Annotated in this window: 10 protein-coding genes; 1 reads left to right on the forward strand and 9 read right to left on the reverse strand. The window is 64.7% G+C overall.

The genetic code is table 11. The features are described from left to right. Position 1 precedes the first annotated feature (1 nt). The 4 genes from RX327_RS03280 to RX327_RS03295 form a co-directional block, all read right to left on the reverse strand. Entirely contained in the window at positions 2–217 is a 216-nt protein-coding gene (locus tag RX327_RS03280) for a hypothetical protein (RefSeq protein WP_152977646.1), read from the reverse strand. Positions 218–222: 5 nt separating this feature from the next. Beyond that, positions 223–1,110: a TauD/TfdA family dioxygenase gene (locus RX327_RS03285; protein ID WP_317249464.1), complete on the reverse strand. Its 888-nt coding sequence runs from the start codon at positions 1,108–1,110 to the stop codon at positions 223–225. 95 nt (positions 1,111–1,205) lie between these two features. Beyond that, positions 1,206–2,756: an AMP-binding protein gene (locus tag RX327_RS03290; RefSeq protein WP_317249465.1), complete on the reverse strand. Its 1,551-nt coding sequence runs from the start codon at positions 2,754–2,756 to the stop codon at positions 1,206–1,208. A gap of 86 nt (positions 2,757–2,842) precedes the next feature. Next, on the reverse strand, positions 2,843–3,997 hold the full coding sequence (locus RX327_RS03295; RefSeq protein WP_317249466.1) for an iron-containing alcohol dehydrogenase: 1,155 nt from the start codon (positions 3,995–3,997) through the stop codon (positions 2,843–2,845). Positions 3,998–4,453: 456 nt separating this feature from the next. On the opposite strand from RX327_RS03295, the gene RX327_RS03300 reads away from it, so the two are divergent. Continuing rightward, positions 4,454–4,759 (forward strand): DUF6916 family protein, encoded by a 306-nt coding sequence (locus RX327_RS03300; protein ID WP_050385079.1) that lies wholly within the window; start codon positions 4,454–4,456, stop codon positions 4,757–4,759. On the opposite strand, the gene RX327_RS03305 is transcribed toward RX327_RS03300, so the two are convergent. From RX327_RS03305 to RX327_RS03325, 5 genes are all read right to left on the reverse strand, one after another. Then, positions 4,741–5,289 (reverse strand): GNAT family N-acetyltransferase, encoded by a 549-nt coding sequence (locus RX327_RS03305; RefSeq protein WP_244482146.1) that lies wholly within the window; start codon positions 5,287–5,289, stop codon positions 4,741–4,743. The genes RX327_RS03300 and RX327_RS03305 overlap by 19 nt on opposite strands. Positions 5,290–5,296: 7 nt before the next feature. Beyond that, positions 5,297–5,830: a phage tail protein gene (locus tag RX327_RS03310; protein WP_028335300.1), complete on the reverse strand. Its 534-nt coding sequence runs from the start codon at positions 5,828–5,830 to the stop codon at positions 5,297–5,299. A gap of 12 nt (positions 5,831–5,842) precedes the next feature. Continuing rightward, positions 5,843–6,337 (reverse strand): phage tail protein, encoded by a 495-nt coding sequence (locus RX327_RS03315; protein ID WP_244482145.1) that lies wholly within the window; start codon positions 6,335–6,337, stop codon positions 5,843–5,845. Positions 6,338–6,379: 42 nt separating this feature from the next. Further along, entirely contained in the window at positions 6,380–6,880 is a 501-nt protein-coding gene (locus RX327_RS03320) for a phage tail protein (protein ID WP_050385077.1), read from the reverse strand. Between the two features lie 338 nt (positions 6,881–7,218). Then, the gene (locus RX327_RS03325) at positions 7,219–15,213 is read right to left on the reverse strand and encodes a cadherin domain-containing protein (RefSeq protein WP_317249467.1); all 7,995 of its coding nucleotides are present in this window, start codon (positions 15,211–15,213) and stop codon (positions 7,219–7,221) included. Between the last annotated feature and the right edge of the window lie 91 nt (positions 15,214–15,304).

Raw genomic sequence — 15,304 nt, forward strand, 5'->3', positions numbered from 1 at the left:
ATTAAAATTTCCACGGATCGGGAATAATGGCTGTGATGGCAGGGAACCTGGGTTGTTTTGCTATGCAGCGGTGAAACTCCGTTTGATTCGGTTGCCAACGCCGATGCGGGCGGGTGAAGCGGGCTGCAATCAGCGACAGTATGTCGCCGACGTGTCGCACAATTTCTTCTTCCGTCATCCTTCGAAACGCAGAATGACGGTGAAGCGGCATCACCATTCACCTCACTCCGCCGCCTGCGGCGAGGGCAGGTGCATGTTGGCGACGCCATCGGCCGCGGTCGCCGAGATCGTGGTGCGGATCATCAGGCGGCCCTCATGCGCCGGCCAGGGGCGGCCGCGATGCATGGTGGCGCGGTTGTCCCACATCACGACGTCGCCCTGCTTCCATTGATGCAGATAGCTGACGCCGGGGGCGGTCGCGGCTTCGGTCAATTGCTCGATCAGCGCCTTGCCGGCCTCGGCATCCATGCCCTCGACGCCATAGGCATGGGAGGCAAGATACAGCGCGCCACGGCCGTTGACGGGATTGCGCCAGACCATGCGCCAGCACACCGGCGGCAGCGCGTCGACCTCTTCAGTCGCTGCGAGGCCGGTCGCCACCTTGCTGCGCGAATGCGCGTAGGAGTGCCAGGCGAACGAGTTCTCCAGCCGTTTTGCCGTGTCCTTGTCGAGCCGCTCGAAGGCAAGCCGCATCGAGACGAATTCGGTCTCGCCGCCATGTTCGGGAATGATGCGCGCCGACAGGATCGAGGTCAGCGCCGGCACGCGCTTGAAGGAGGAATCGGTGTGCCAGAGCTGGTTGGCCCTGGCGCGCAGCTGCTGCCGGTGATCGGATGGAACCACCTTGCCGTCAGGCCCGAAGGTCGAGAGGATCACGAAATGCGAGCCGGTGCCCATCGAGCCCACCTTGGTCACCTCGGGCGGGCCGAACCGGCGCGAGAAGGCGAGCTGGATGTCGTCGCTGACGTCCTGGCCGCGGAACACCAGCACCGAATGTTCCTCGAACGCCGCGCGCACCGCCGCATAGGCGGCATCGCTGGCGGCAACGTCCGACAGCGTGACGCCGCGCAGCTCGGCACCGAAGCCAGGTTCCAGCGGGATCACTTCCATCGCAAGTCCTCCCGTTTCTTTGTTGTTGCCGCAAGCCTAGGACAGTGGCGCGACAGCGGCAAATTCGTCATGCGCGGAGCTGATCCGCATATCCCTCACACGATCCGGGACGCCTTGTTCCCCCAATACCGGTCCCGCAGCAGCCGCTTGTACAACTTCCCTGTCGGCAGCCGCGGCAACTCCTTCTCGAAATCGACCGAGCGCGGCACCTTCTGCCGCGACAGCGATTTTGCGCAGAACGCGATCAGCTCTTCGGCGAGAGCCGGCCCCGGCACGATGCCGTCGACCGGTTGCACCACGGCCTTCACCTCTTCGCCGAGATCGGCATTGGGCACGCCGAAAACGGCCGCATCGGCAACCTTCGGATGGGTGATCAGCAGGTTCTCGCATTCCTGCGGATAGATGTTCACCCCGCCGGAGATGATCATGAAGGTCGCGCGGTCGGTCAGGTACAGGAATCGGTCGGCGTCGACATAGCCGACGTCGCCGACCGTGCTCATGCTGCCGTCGGCCGAGCGCGCCTCTTTGGTCTTCTCCGGATCGTTGAAATATTCGAACGGCGTTGCCGTCTTGAACCAGACCTGGCCCGGTGTGCCGGTCGGGCATTCCCGCATGTTCTCATCCAGGATGTGGAGATCGCCGAGCAGCACCTTGCCGACCGTGCCGCGATGGGCGAGCCACTCCTTGCTGTTGCAGGCGGTGAAGCCGAGGCCCTCGGTCGCGCCGTAATATTCGTGGATGATCGGTCCCCACCATTTGATCATGTCGTCCTTGACCAGGGCCGGGCAGGGCGCGGCGGCGTGGATCGCGATCTCCAGCGAGGAAAGGTCGTAGCGGCCACGCACCTCCTCCGGCAACTTCAGCATGCGCGAGAACATCGTCGGCACCAGCTGCGTGTGGGTGATGCCCCATTGTTCGACGAGCTGGAGGTAACGCTCGGGATCGAAACTCTCCATGATGATCACGGTGCCGCCCATGCGGATCGTGAGGTTCACGGCAGCCTGCGGGGCGGAGTGATAGAGCGGTGCGGGCGACAGATAGACCATGCCTTCGCGGTAGTGCCAAAGCTTCGTCAGGAAATCGAACAGCGGCAGATTGTGCCTCGGCGGCTCTTCCGGCAGGGGCCGCAAGATGCCCTTCGGCCGTCCCGTCGTGCCGGACGAATAGAGCATGGCGGTACCGGCAAATTCGTCCGCGATCGGCGTTGCCGGCAGGCCTGCAGTCGCCTCTCGCAGCCCGACAATGCGATCGCTCTCGCTTTCGCCGTCGACCACGATGCAGAGCTCGACCTGCGGACACTCCTTCAGCGCCTCGCGCGCGATGTCGAGCTTCAGCTTCGAGGTGATCAGGACTCGCGACTGGCTGTTGGTCAGGATGTAGGCAAGCTCGCCCGGCGTCAGGAAGGAGTTGATGCAGGTGTAGTAGAGCCCGGCGCGTTCACCCGCGCCGCAGGCTTCCAGGTAGCGCGAATTGTTCTCCATGAAGATCGAGTAGTGATCGAGCCGCCTCAAGCCGTGCCTGCGGAGCAGATGCGCCAGCCGATTGCTGCGTGCCTCGAGCTCGCGATAGGTGACGGTCTCGCCCGTCGCCGCCATGATGAAGGCGGGCTGGAGCGGGCGCAGGCGGGCATGCGTACCAGTATACATCGAACTCCAGATCCCCCTTGATCGTGCTTGTTCTCGTTTGACGCGTTTTTTCACGCGAAACGGTACCGCTTCGCTCGAAAAACGCTCTATGCAGCCATCTCCAGAATCTCGCGAACCTGGGATGGATTGTCGATCTTGCGCGGATTGCGCGGCACCCAGGGCGTTCGCATCGCTTGCTTTGCGATGCGGTCGAAATGCTCGGGGCCGACGTGGACCTCCTGCAGGCTGCGCGGCATGCCGAGGTCGCGGATGAAGCGGTCGAGCACGTCGCCGGCGTCCGCGCCCGCATGTCCCATTGCGGCCGCGACCAGCGCCTGCCCGTCGGCATTGTCGCGCGCATTCCATCGCATCACCGCCGGCAGCATGATGCACGAGGTGTAGCCATGCGGTACGTCGAAGGCCGCGCCCAGGACGTAACCGATGCCGTGGCTCGCGCCCATCGGCACGCCGGCTGCGAGCGCGCCCATCGACAGCCAGGTGCCGATCTGGCAATCCATTCGCGCCGAAATATCCTTCGGGTCGGCTTTCACCCGCGGCAGGCCGGCTGCCAGCATCTCCAGCCCCTTCACCGATTGCGCGTCGGCATAGGGATGCGTCTCGCGCGAGCAGATCGCCTCGACGCAATGATCGACGGCGCGGATGCCGGTGGACAGGAACAGCCATTCCGGCGTGTGCACCGACAGTTCCGGATCGAGGATGGTGGCGCGCGGCATCACCAGCGGATGGCGCAGCATCTCCTTTTGCCGCTTGGCCTCGTTGGTGACGCCGGCGATGGAGGAGAACTCGCCGCCGGCGATGGTGGTCGGCACGCTGATCTGGCGCACGGTCGGTGGATTCATCGCGGGCGAGACGCCGCCATGGGTGCGGATCGTTTCGATGCCGTCAGCCGTCGTGACGTTGTTGGCGAGGCAGAGCTGGACCGCCTTGGCGCCGTCGGTGATCGAGCCGCCGCCGATCGTGACGATCAAATCCGCTTTCGCGCCGCGCGCCTGCTCTGCCGCCGCGATCACCGCGGCGCGCGGCGTGTGCGCCGGCATCTTGTCGAAGGTGCCGACGCAGCGCCGCCCAAGCGCCGCGCGAACCTTTTCGATCTCGTCGGTCTCGCGGTTCAGCGTGCCCGACACCATCAGAAAGGCGCGCTCGGCGCCAATCCGGTCCAGCTGCTCGACGATGGCCTCACGCGCGGGCCGCCCGAACACGACCTCGTCCATGGCGCCGAATACGACACGGCCTTGATGCAAGCGCCTGTCCTCCCTCAACACGATCCGCCTTGCCGGCGGTCCTTTGCGGCGAGGTTAGCGGAGGAAATCGGGGCCGTCATCAGGGCTCTGGGCCGGTTGCGGGTATGGTCGTGCTGCCTATTCCGCTGTCGTCCCTGCGAAAGCAGGGACCCATATTCCGCGGCGTTCGTTGTTGAGGGAACTCGTCATTTCAGCCTCGCTCACTAATGACCACTCGTGGTTATGGGTCCCTGCTTTCGCAGGGTCGACAGCGAATTTGTGGCGCGGCTTGTGAGCCATGCGTCAGCATCCTCGCGGCGCGATGCGTCCGAGTCTTGCGTTTACTTGCCTCCTATCGAAGCAGAGGGCGCAGGCAAAGCCGGTTGGCGATCTCGCGCTGCGCTGCCCGTCAGGTCCTTTTTGTCGCGCGAGGCGGCACGCGGCGTGCTACAGCTTCGGGACCAACAGGGGCAGCGCATGACATCCACCGTCGATCTGGCGAAACTGCATATTGATGACTTCAGGCCGCATCGGGATGCGGAGTTCGAGATGCAGGCGGAGAGGGATCGCGTCGTGCCGCTGAATCTCACCAAGATCGAGCCCGCGGGCAACAGCGGCCGGCCGGGCGGCGCGTTCTCGCTGCTGTTCACGGCGCCGAAGGGCGCATGGCTGCCGCAGGCGATCTATCCGGTGCGGCATCCGGCATTGGGCGTGATCGAGATGTTCCTGGTGCCGATCGGTCCGGTCGCGCACGGCAATGGTTATCAGGCGATCTTCACCTGACGCTCTGCCGCCCGCCAGCGCATCAGGTCGTAGACGCCCTTGTCTTCCTCGGTGATGAAGCCGAGCCTCCGGTAGAGCCGCATCGCCGGGTTGAGCTTCTCGACGTGGATCGAGACGTCCTTGCCGGCGGCCTCCGCCTCGTCGATCGCGTCGCGCAGCAACGCTTCGCCGTAGCCTCTGCCACGATGCTCCGGCAGGAAGGCGATGTCGATGATGCGGTGCTGGCTCGGCCAGCGTTCGAGATAGAACCGGCCGACGTCTTCGCCCTGGCGCGCGATCACCAGCCAATCGGCGTTCGGATAGTGCTGCTGGTAGTGCGCGTGCTGGGCGCGGAATTGCTGCTCGAGAAAGGCGGCCTTGTCGGCCTCGCTCCACGGCACCGGCGCAAGTTCTTCGGCGCGCGTCGAGGCATAGAGGCGGCTGAGGAACGGCAGGTCCGCCTCCGACAGGCGGCGAAAGCCGCAACCGGCTTCGGCCGCGCGCGCCCAGCCGAAGGCGGGCGTGATGGTGCCTGGCGCGTCGAGAGCCAAAACGAGCTCAGCCTCGCGCCGGGAAGACGCCCTGCAGTGCGATGCAGAAGTTCAGCGTGAGGTAAGGCTGCATGTTGTTGTGCGGAAGGTTTCCGCCCGTCATGCCGATCATGGTGGCGTTCATCTGCGTCAGTGTCGGCGCCGGGCTCCCGGGCACGTAGGCGAACGCGTTGGCCGATTTGCCGAGGATGCGGGTCGGGCTCGGGACTTGAACGTCGGCCGTGTCCTGCGTGCCGACGTTCACGGGGTGGTTGTGCTGCGGTATTTGGTTTTGCAGCAGCGTCACATTGGGAGAGCCGGTGGTCTCCCCGAGGTCATACAGCGACAGCCCCGGGCCCTGTCCGGGCGCGAGCGGCGCGTTGCCCTGCATGTTGGGAAGCGCGAAATTCGTCGTGCCGTTGCCGCCATAGGTGACGCCGAGCAGCGAGAACAGCGCCGTGTTCTGCGAGATCGGCAGGATCTGGCCGCTGCAGAAGGCCCAGCCCTTGGGAGCGAAGTTGAACGGAAAGATGCGGATTTCGGCGACGAAGGGGTCGGCCATGGTGTCGCGCTCCTAGCCCTGGCTCGGAAAAATGCCGTACAGCGAAATGATGAAGGTGACGCAAAGGAGCGGCTGCAAATTGCTGTGCGGCAGGCTTCCGCCGGTATTCGTCAGCATTCCGCTTGCCATGGGCCCGTCGGGCGGCTGGCCGTCGATGTACATCGCGATGGTGCCGGTCGTCTGATCGAGAATATTTCCCTGCGGGTTCGACGCGGTGCCGGTCTGCTTCGCGGCGATGAAGGCGTGCGAATGCTGCGGGATCGTCTGCGTCGTGAGTGTTACGTTTTCGACGCCGCCAGTCTGCCCCATGACATAGGTCGTGCCGCTGCTGGCGGTGCCCGTGTGGATTGGCAAGCGGCCGCGCAGATCGGGGACCGCGAAGGTGGATTGGCCGTCGCCGCCATAGGTGGTGCCGATCAGGGTGAACAGCGCGTCGTACTGGGAGATCGCCAACAGGCTGCCGTCACAGAAATTCCATCCAACCGGGGCAAAGCTGCCGCCGAACATACGGATCTCGCCCACAAAAGATTCTGACATCGGCGCTTCTCGTCAATTCTGCGAGGGGAAAATGCCCTGGAGGGCAATGCTGAAATTGATCGTCAGGAACGGTTGCATGTTCTGATGGGCCTGGCTGCCGCCGGCATTGCCCACGGTTAATGGATTGAGCGGGGTGATGTCGGTCGTCGACGTGCTGTAGCCGTTGTTGAAGGCACCGAGATAGGCCCCCGAATCGAGCGGCTGGCTACCGTTGCTGTTGGTGGCGTTGGCCAAATGATTGTGCTGCGCCATCTCATTGATCGTGAGCGTGTGGCTCTCCTCGCCGCCGCGTTGGCCGAGCGTATAGCCGGGGCCCATACTGATCGGCACCCGGCCTCGAAGGTCGGGCAGGCCAAAAGTGACGCGCCCGTCCCCGCCATAGGTCGTACCCAGCAACGAGAACAGTGCCTGATTCTGAGCGATGGGAAGCAGCTGGCCGTTGCAAATTGCCCAACCCTTGGGCGCAAAGCCGAACGACATCATGCGGACTTCGGAAAGAAACGGATCGGCCATCGGTCCTCCGCGAATACGTCGTACGATTTGTGAAAAATTCGAAGCAATGATGCTGCGTGTGCAACGTCTGCACGATAGCGTGTTTTACGGCTAGTGCAACCTCAACGATTGTCGGGTTTCCGCGATTTTTTCAATTCCGCGGCCGCGCGAGCCATTCGCAGTTCGCGACGAGACGGTATCGCCGCTGACGGGACCGTTGTCACGAATCGGACATGTCCAAGCGGACATCATGAGGCGATTGAAGTTTGCCGGGTCGACGGAAGCGTGGATCTCATCTATCTGGGGCAACGCCAGCCGCAACGGTTCGGCAGGCGTTGTGTAGTCGATACGATGCCCGGTCAGACGATCAGGTCATGGTGCAACTGGGCGTGGTTGTCGGTCGGCGTGCCGCCCATGGCGGCGAACGTCGCCTCATGGCCGACCCACCATGGGGTGCCGGCATTGGCATGCCCGCTGAACAGATCGGACCAGGTCTGGGTGTTCGCGGCCAGGTCCGCGTGGCTCGTGCTGGCCTGCGACGGCGTCTGGGTGAACGACGAGAAGTCGAAGCCGTCGCGGTTCAGAGTCGAGGATGTGTTGCTCTGCATCGGCATCGCCTTCGCCGATCCCACGTTGGCCTGCGTGACATCCGCGGCGGTTGGGAGCCGCCGCTCGCCGTCGGCCAGACTGATATACATCAGGTCATTGACGTCGGATGACGACGTCAGGTCGGGGAGGCCGAGCACGTGTCCCAGTTCATGGACCACGGCGGTCAATAGATCGAGATGACCGGCTGCGGCCGTCGACGAATCGGTCTGCAGGTCGGAGCCGGAAGCATTGAGCGCGTGGGTGAACTCAAAATTGTCAAACGGTGTCGAATCGACAAACCAGCCATGGCCCGCGGCGTCGGCATCGATCGTGATGTGGCCGGCGCTTTCCAGGCCGACGACCTGGCCGGCGAGATCAGCGACGCTGAAGGTGACGGCATGCAGCGCCGCCAGTTGATCCGCGTCCACGCCAGCCTTCGCCCATTGGGTAATGGCCGCCGAGACGACCGAGTCGAGCTGGCTTTGCGTCAGGTGGGTTTCACCCGGGGTCGCGACGGCGGCCTGCACGCCGCCATCCGCGGCGAGCAGCGGCGATGAGCCGAACCCGTTTGTGCTGCCCGCCGTGACGCTGATCGTCGGCGCCGTGGTGACCGTGTTGTGCGCCAGGACGTAGGCTGAAATCGCGGCGGTATCGGTCGAGCCGCCGCCGTAGGACGTGCCGTCGCCCGCGTGCAGGCCGACGGTGGTATCGAAGCGATCGCGCAGCCGAATATCGGTGCCGCCATTCGCGCCCGAACCAAGGAACTGATTTTCCTGGGCTCCGGTGCCGCCCAGCGTCAGCGAGACGCTCTGCGCGTCACGTGTGGGCGTGCCGACCGTGCCAGCGTTCAGCTCGAAGCCATGATTGCCGAACGCGCCCGGATTGGACGCCGTGTTGCCCATGACGATCGCGGTCAGCAGTGCGTTGCCACCGTCCACGGCGTCGCCGGTCTGCAGATAGATACCGTCGTCGTTGTACTGGTACAGATGGTTGTTGGTGATTGTCACGCTGGAATTGGCGCCGCCCATGGTGACGAAGCCGATGTCGCTGCCCTGGGCGGAGCCGCTGTTGGCGACGCCCGCGACGCCGATCGTGTTGGAATCGATCGTTCCGTTAAACGAGCTTGCTCCCGATCCAGTGCTGATGCCGAGCGCGGTGCCGAGGGCATCGCGCATCGTGTTGTTGGCGATGTTGAAGGTCAGGTTGGCGTGGTCGCCGGTTCCGCCGGAACTGATGGTGATGCCGCCACCGCCCGAGACGATGTTCTGGTTGTTGTTCGAGAAGCTGTTGCCATTCAGCACGAGGTCCGAGCTGACGCCGCCGTGCAGGTCGAGCTGGAACAGGTCGCCGCGTGCCGACGTGAATGTTGAATTCTGAACGGTCGCGTTGAATGTTCCGTCGGTGGCCTGGAACACCAGCGCATCGCCCGAGCTGTTTCCGGCTGCCGAATTGGTCGCAAAGGTCGAACCGGTGATGGTGATGCGGTTGAGTGTCTGACCACTGTTATTGAAGACGTGGAACGCATCGAGCGCCGCGCCCGTGAAGGTGGAGTTCGTCACCGTCGCCGAGCCGGACAGGCCGGTGAAGTAGACGTCGCCTTCGCCGATGCCGCCGACATTATCGCCGTTGGTGCCGGTCACCGTGGTGTTGCCGAGCGCAAAGCCGGTGACGTTGGTGCCGACGATGCCGTAGTTCTGGAAGTCGTGCATCGCCAGGTAGGAGAGCTGAACGTCCTTGGTGTTATTCAGATAGACGCCGGTGCCCTGCGTGGTGCTGCCGTCGGCGCCGGTCTTGTTGGCGATGGTGCCGCCGCTGCCGGCCGTCGAGCCGTCGCCGGTGATGTGCAGGCCGCCATTGCCGGCGGCCGTGCCGGTATTTGACAGGATGATGCCGTTGTTTGACCCGCCGCTCGAGGTGATGCTCTTGAGGATGAGGTTGGACGAGCCGATCTGGGTATTCTCGACATCGAGCGCGGTGCCGGTGCCTGACGTGATGGAGTTGTTGGTGCCGGTCAGCGTGATGGTGCCGCCATGCGTGAAGCTCATGCCGGTGCCACTGGCAGTCTTGACCGTGATGTCGGACATCGTGACGGTGCCGACATTGAAGCCGTCGTCGCTGATGCCCATGCCGGTCGAGGCCGAGGTGTCGATGCTGACGCCGCTGATGCTGTGGCCGGACGTGCCGAGCAGGTCGATGCCGTTGTCGGCACCGGTCACCTTGATGACCGGATCGGTCCCGGTCGCGGTGTTCGCGGTCACCACGGCGCCCGTCACCGGATTGGTGAACGTCAGGGAGTGACTGCCGCCGACCAGGTTGACGCCATTGGCGAGGTTGATGCCGTTGGCCTCGGTATAGGTGCCGGACCTCAGCACGACATAGTCGCCCGAGCCCGCCGGATTCGCCGCGTTGTAGGCGGCGATCGAGGTGTATGGATCGGCCGCGGTGCCGAGATTGGCGCTGTTGGCCAGCGCCGTGGGCGAGTTGTCGATGTAGAACACCTGTGGGACGACGCCGACGTGGAAGGTCTGGGCGCCCGACGTGAGCGGCCCGCCGGTGCCGGTATTGCCGTTGTCGTTGATGTTCAGCGTGACGGTGTCCGAGCCGGTGAAGCCGTCGTCGCTGTTGTAGGTCAGCGTCGCGAGCGCGGTGTTGACCTGCGCGACGGTACCGGTCAGCGTCACCGTGTGGCTGCTGTTGTTGGTGAAGCTGGCGAGCCCGGCGGTATTGAAGGTCAGGTTGGCATGGCTTGAGGCAATCGTCGCCGTGACGTTGCCGCTCGCGGCATCGATGTCGGCGACCGAAAGCCCTGAAATCGCGAGATTGGTGTGCGAAAACGCCGTGCCGATCGAATTGTCCGCCGGCACCGACGCGGTGGGTCCATCGTCCACCGCGGTGACGCTTCCCGTCGTCGATCCTGTCCCGGTGTTATTGCCGCCATTGGCGGTGCCGCCGTCGTCGTGCACGGTCAGGCTGTAGGACCGCGCGGTAGTGTCGGGGTTTTCGCTGGTGTTGTTGAACTGGATCAGGTCCAGCGCCGCATTGTAGTGCGCAACCGTGTCGGTGCCGGTGAAGCTGATCGTTTCGGTGCCCGCGGTGCTGGTGATCTCGAAGTGGATGCCGCCGATATCGCCGCTGTTGCCGGCGTGGCCCGCGATCGACAGCGCATCCGACGGCTTCAGATTGTTCAGCACGAAGGTCGCATCGGTCAGGTTGTTGCCTTCGGCGTCCGTGATCGTCAGGTTCGGCGTGATCGTGACCGGCGTCGAGTTCGCTGCCGGCGTGCCGTTCGGCGGCTCGGAGAAGCCGGTGATGGCACCGAAGCTCACGACCGGCGCATCGTTGACCGGGGTGACATGGATGGTCGAGGTCGAGGTGTTGCTATTCGCCGAGCCGTCATTGACCGTGAAGCTGACGGTGCGATCCGCGCCGGACGGATTGTCGCTCGAGTTGAAATAGGTGATGGAATCGAGCGCGGTTTTGTAGTTGGCGACGCTGGAGTTGCCGGTCAGCGTCAGCACGCCGGTCGCGGAATTGTACGAGCCGGTGATGCCGTTCTGGTTGACGAAGCCGAGCACGTCCTGGCCGGCGGCGAAGCCGGTGATCTGCACCGTCGCGCCGGTCAGGTTGGCGCTGTCGACGTCGGTCACGTTGACCGACGCATCGATCACGGTCGCGGCCTGGTTTTCGGTGTAGTTCAGCGTGCCGCCGGCGGTCGTGACCGGCGGATCGTTGACCGGCGTGACGTTGATGGTGCCGGTGACCGGCGTTGAGTTCGCCGTGCCGTTGTTGGCAATGATCGTGACGGTGCGTGCCAGGCCCGACGGATTGTCGCTGGTGTTCTGATAAGTCACCGAGGCGAGCGCCGCCTGATAATCGGCGACACTGGCGGTGCCTGTCAGCGTCAGCATGCCGGTTCCCGCATTGAACGAGCCGGTGATGCCGTTCTGGGACGTGAAGGCGAGCACGTCCTGACCGTTCGCGTAGTTACCGGTGATCTGCACGGTCGCGCCGGTCAGCGTAGTGTTGTCGACGTCGGACACGGTGATCGCCGGGTCGAACGCGGTCGCGGCCTGGTTCTCGGTGTAATTGAGGGTATGACCGGCGGTGACGACGGGCGGGTCGTTGACCGGGGTGACGTTGATGGTGTCGGTGACCGGCGAGCTGTCGAGCGTGCCGTCATTGGTCGTGATGGTGACGGTGCGCGCCAGGGCGGACGGATTGTCGCTGGTGTTGATGTAAGTCACCGACGCCAGCGCGGCCTGGTAGTTCGCGACGCTGGAGGAGCCGGTCAGCGTCAGCGTTCCGGTTGCGGCATTGAACGAGCCGGTGATGCCGTTCTGGTTGGTAAAGCCGAGGACATCCTGGCCGCTGGCATAGTTGCCGGTGATCTGCACCGTCGCGGACACCAGATTGGCGTCGTCGCCGTCGGTGACGGTGATCGCCGAATCGATCACGGTCGCGGCCTGGTTCTCGATGTAGTTCAGCGTGTGGCCGGCGGTGACGACCGGCGCCTGGTCAACCACGACGGCGATGGTGAAGGTCTGCTGGCTGTGCAGCGTGCCGTCGCTCGCATCGACCGTGACGTCATAGGACGGGTCGGCAATGTTGATCTTGCTGGGATCGGCGACCGTGATCTTGCCGGTGGTCGCATCGATGGTGAAGCCGCCGCCGGAGGTGTCGCCGACCAGCGAATAGGTCACGGCGGGGCCGTTAACGTCGGTCGAGGATGCCGTGACGCTGGTTCCCGCGCCGACCGGTGCGTTGACCGCAACGCGGTTGACGCCGGCGTCGGCATCGACCGGCGTCGATGGCGCGACGTCGGTGACGGCGATGGTGAAGGTCTGCGAGCTCGTGAGCAAACCGTCGCTGGCCTGCGCGGTGACGGTGTAGGCGTGCCCGGCCGGGCTTTCGTAATCGATCTTGGAGCTGTCCGCGACGGTGATCACACCCGTCGTCGCGTTGATGGTGAAGCCGCCGCCGGAGGTGTCGCCGATCAGCGACCAGGTCACGGCCGGGCCGTTGACGTCGGTTGCCGCCGCCGTGATGCCGACGGTCGAGCCGTTGGCCGCGCCTTCGGCGATCGAGTTGGTGCCGGCGTCGGCATCGGCTGGGGTCGACGGTGCGGCGTCGTTGACGGCGATGGTGAAGCTCTGCGAGCTCGCCAGCGCGCCGTCGCTGGCCTGCGCGGTCACCGTATAGGAATGGGTCGGGCCGCTGCTCTCATAATCGATCTTGGTAAGGTCGGCGACGGTGATGACGCCGGTCGTCGGGTCGATGGTGAAGCCGCCGCCGGAGGTGTCGCCGATCAGCGACCAGGTCACGGCCGGGCCGTTGACGTCGGTCGCGTGCGCGGTGATGCCGACCGCAGTGCCGGCGGCCGCGGCTTCGACAACGCTGTTGGCGGTGGCATCGCTGTCGACCGGGGTCGCTGGCGCAAGGTCGGTGACGGCGATCGCGAAGTCCTGCGTGCTGGTCTGGGTGCCGTCGCTGGCCGCGACGGTGATAGTGTAGCTGTGGCTCGGGCCGCTGCTCTCGTAGTCGATCTGGCTGGGATCGGCGACCGTGACGACGCCGGTTGCGGCGTTGATGGTGAAGCCGTGCGCATCGCCGACCAGCGAATAGGTCACGGCCGGGCCGTTGATATCGGTCGCTGCCGCGACGATGCCCACGGTGGTACCTGCAGCGGCGCCTTCAATGACGGTGTTGGCGCCGGCGTCGGAGTCGACCGGGGTCGACGGCGCGACGTCAGTGACGGCGATCGTAAAGGTTTGCGAGCTCGCCGTTGTGCCGTCGCTGGCTTGCGCGGTCACCGTGTAGGAATGGGTCGGACCGCTGCTCTCGTAATCGAGCTTGGTGCTATCCGCGACGGTGATGACGCCCGTCGTCGCGTCGATGGTGAAGCCGCCGCCGGAGGTGTCGCCGATCAGCGCATAGGTCACCGGCGGGCCGTTGACGTCGATCGACGACGCCGTGACACCGACGGTCGAGCCGTTGGCCGCGCCTTCCGCGATCGCATTGGCGCTGGCGTCGCTGTCGACCGGGGTCGACGGCGGGGCTTCGGTGACGGCGATGGTGAAGGTCTGCGAGGTCGCAAGGGTGCCGTCGCTGGCCTGCGCGGTGACGGTATAGGCGTGGCCGGGCGCGCTTTCGTAATCGAGCTTGCTCGGGTCGGCGACGGTGATGACGCCTGTTGTCGCGTTGATGGTGAAGCCGCCGCCGGAAGTGTCGCCGGTCAGCGAATAGGTCACCGCCGGGCCGTTGATGTCGGTCGAGGATGCGGTGACGCCGACCGTGGTGCCGACGGCCGCGCCTTCGACGACGGTATTGGCGGCAGCATTGCTGTCGACCGGGGCCGACGGCGCAACGTCGGTGACGTTGACGGTAAAGGTCTGCGTGCTGGTCTGCGTGCCGTCGCTGGCCTGCGCGGTGATTGTGTAGGCGTGGCCGGGCGCGGTTTCGAAATCGATCTTGGTGGGATCGGCGACGGTGATGACACCGGTCGCGGCATTGATGGTGAGGCCGTGGGCATCGCCGACCAGCGAATAGGTTACTGTGCCGCCATTGATGTCGGTGGCGTGCGCGGTGATGCCGACGGCGGTGCCGATGGCGGCGCCTTCGACCACCGTGTTGGTCGCGGCGTCAGAGTCGGTGGGAGCCGACGGCGGGGCGTCGGTCACGCCGATCGTGAAAGTTTGCGTCGTCGTGGTCGCGCCGCTCGTCGCCTGCACCGTGATGGTATAAGCGTGGCCCGGCGCGCTTTCGTAATCGAGCTTGTTCGGATCGGCGACGGTGACGACACCCGTCGTGGCATTGATGGTGAAACCGCCGCCGGAGGTGTCGCCGGTCAGCGAATAGGTGGTTGCGGGGCCGTTCGGATCGACCGCGGAGGCGGTGATGCCGACCAGCGTGTTGACGGCAGCGCCTTCGACGACGCTGTTGGCGGCGGCATTGACGTCGACCGGGGTGCTGACCGCCACGTCGTTGACGTTGATCGTGAAGCTCTGCGAGCTAACGCCGCCATGGCCGTCACTGGCCTGGACCGTGATGGTGTAGGCGTGACCCGGCGCGGTCTCGAAGTCGATCTTGCTGGAATCGGCGACGGTGACGATGCCGGTGTTGGGATCGATCTTGAAGCCGCCATGGGAGGAATCCGATGTCAGCGAGAAGGTGACACCGGGGCCGTTGACGTCGGCTGACGACGCGGTGATGCCGACCGAGGTGTTGACCGAGGCGCCTTCGTTGACGGCGTTGGCGGCGGCGTTGCCGTCGATCGGTGTCGAGGGCGGCGCATTGCTAACCGCGATCGTGAAGCTCTGCGACGAGACGAAGATACCGTCGGTGGCCTGCACATTGACGACGTAGCTGCCGCCGGAGCTCTCGAAATCGACTTTGGAGGGATCGGCAATCGACACGACGCCGGTATTCGGATCGACCTTGAAGCCGCCATGCGAGGAATCGGACACCAGCGAATAGGTGACCGGAAGACCGATCAGGCTGGTGGATTGCGCGGTGATGCCGACCGATGTATTGGCTGCGGCGCCCTCAACGACAGTGTTGGCGCCGGAATTGGCGTCGGTCGGAGGCGACAGGAAGCCGGGCACCGGCGGCCACGGCGTGCCGGGAGGACAGCCCAGGTAAAGATATTGCAGACCATACGTGTTGACGAACGCCTGCGCGGCCGGATCCAGAATGATATTGCCGCTCGGATCGAGATGAAGCTCGGGGCGGGTTAAACCACCGATTGTATAGGCAGGTATGGTCGTCATGAGCACTCCTGCGATCGGCGTGAAAGCCGATCAACTAACTACATTTGTTGGGGACGATGAGGTGTGAAGCAGTTCACACGTTGAGGTTGAT

It is taken from the genome of Bradyrhizobium sp. BEA-2-5 (assembly GCF_032918025.1).
GTDB classification, from domain to species: domain Bacteria; phylum Pseudomonadota; class Alphaproteobacteria; order Rhizobiales; family Xanthobacteraceae; genus Bradyrhizobium; species Bradyrhizobium pachyrhizi.

Coding starts and splice junctions, on each gene's coding strand:
- RX327_RS03280 (WP_152977646.1), bottom strand. CDS start 217: ATGGTGATGCCGCTTCACCGTCATTCTGCGTTTCGAAGGATGACGGAA.
- RX327_RS03285 (WP_317249464.1), bottom strand. CDS start 1,110: ATGGAAGTGATCCCGCTGGAACCTGGCTTCGGTGCCGAGCTGCGCGGC.
- RX327_RS03290 (WP_317249465.1), bottom strand. CDS start 2,756: ATGTATACTGGTACGCATGCCCGCCTGCGCCCGCTCCAGCCCGCCTTC.
- RX327_RS03300 (WP_050385079.1), top strand. CDS start 4,454: ATGACATCCACCGTCGATCTGGCGAAACTGCATATTGATGACTTCAGG.
- RX327_RS03310 (WP_028335300.1), bottom strand. CDS start 5,830: ATGGCCGACCCCTTCGTCGCCGAAATCCGCATCTTTCCGTTCAACTTC.
- RX327_RS03315 (WP_244482145.1), bottom strand. CDS start 6,337: ATGTTCGGCGGCAGCTTTGCCCCGGTTGGATGGAATTTCTGTGACGGC.
- RX327_RS03320 (WP_050385077.1), bottom strand. CDS start 6,880: ATGGCCGATCCGTTTCTTTCCGAAGTCCGCATGATGTCGTTCGGCTTT.
- RX327_RS03325 (WP_317249467.1), bottom strand. CDS start 15,213: ATGACGACCATACCTGCCTATACAATCGGTGGTTTAACCCGCCCCGAG.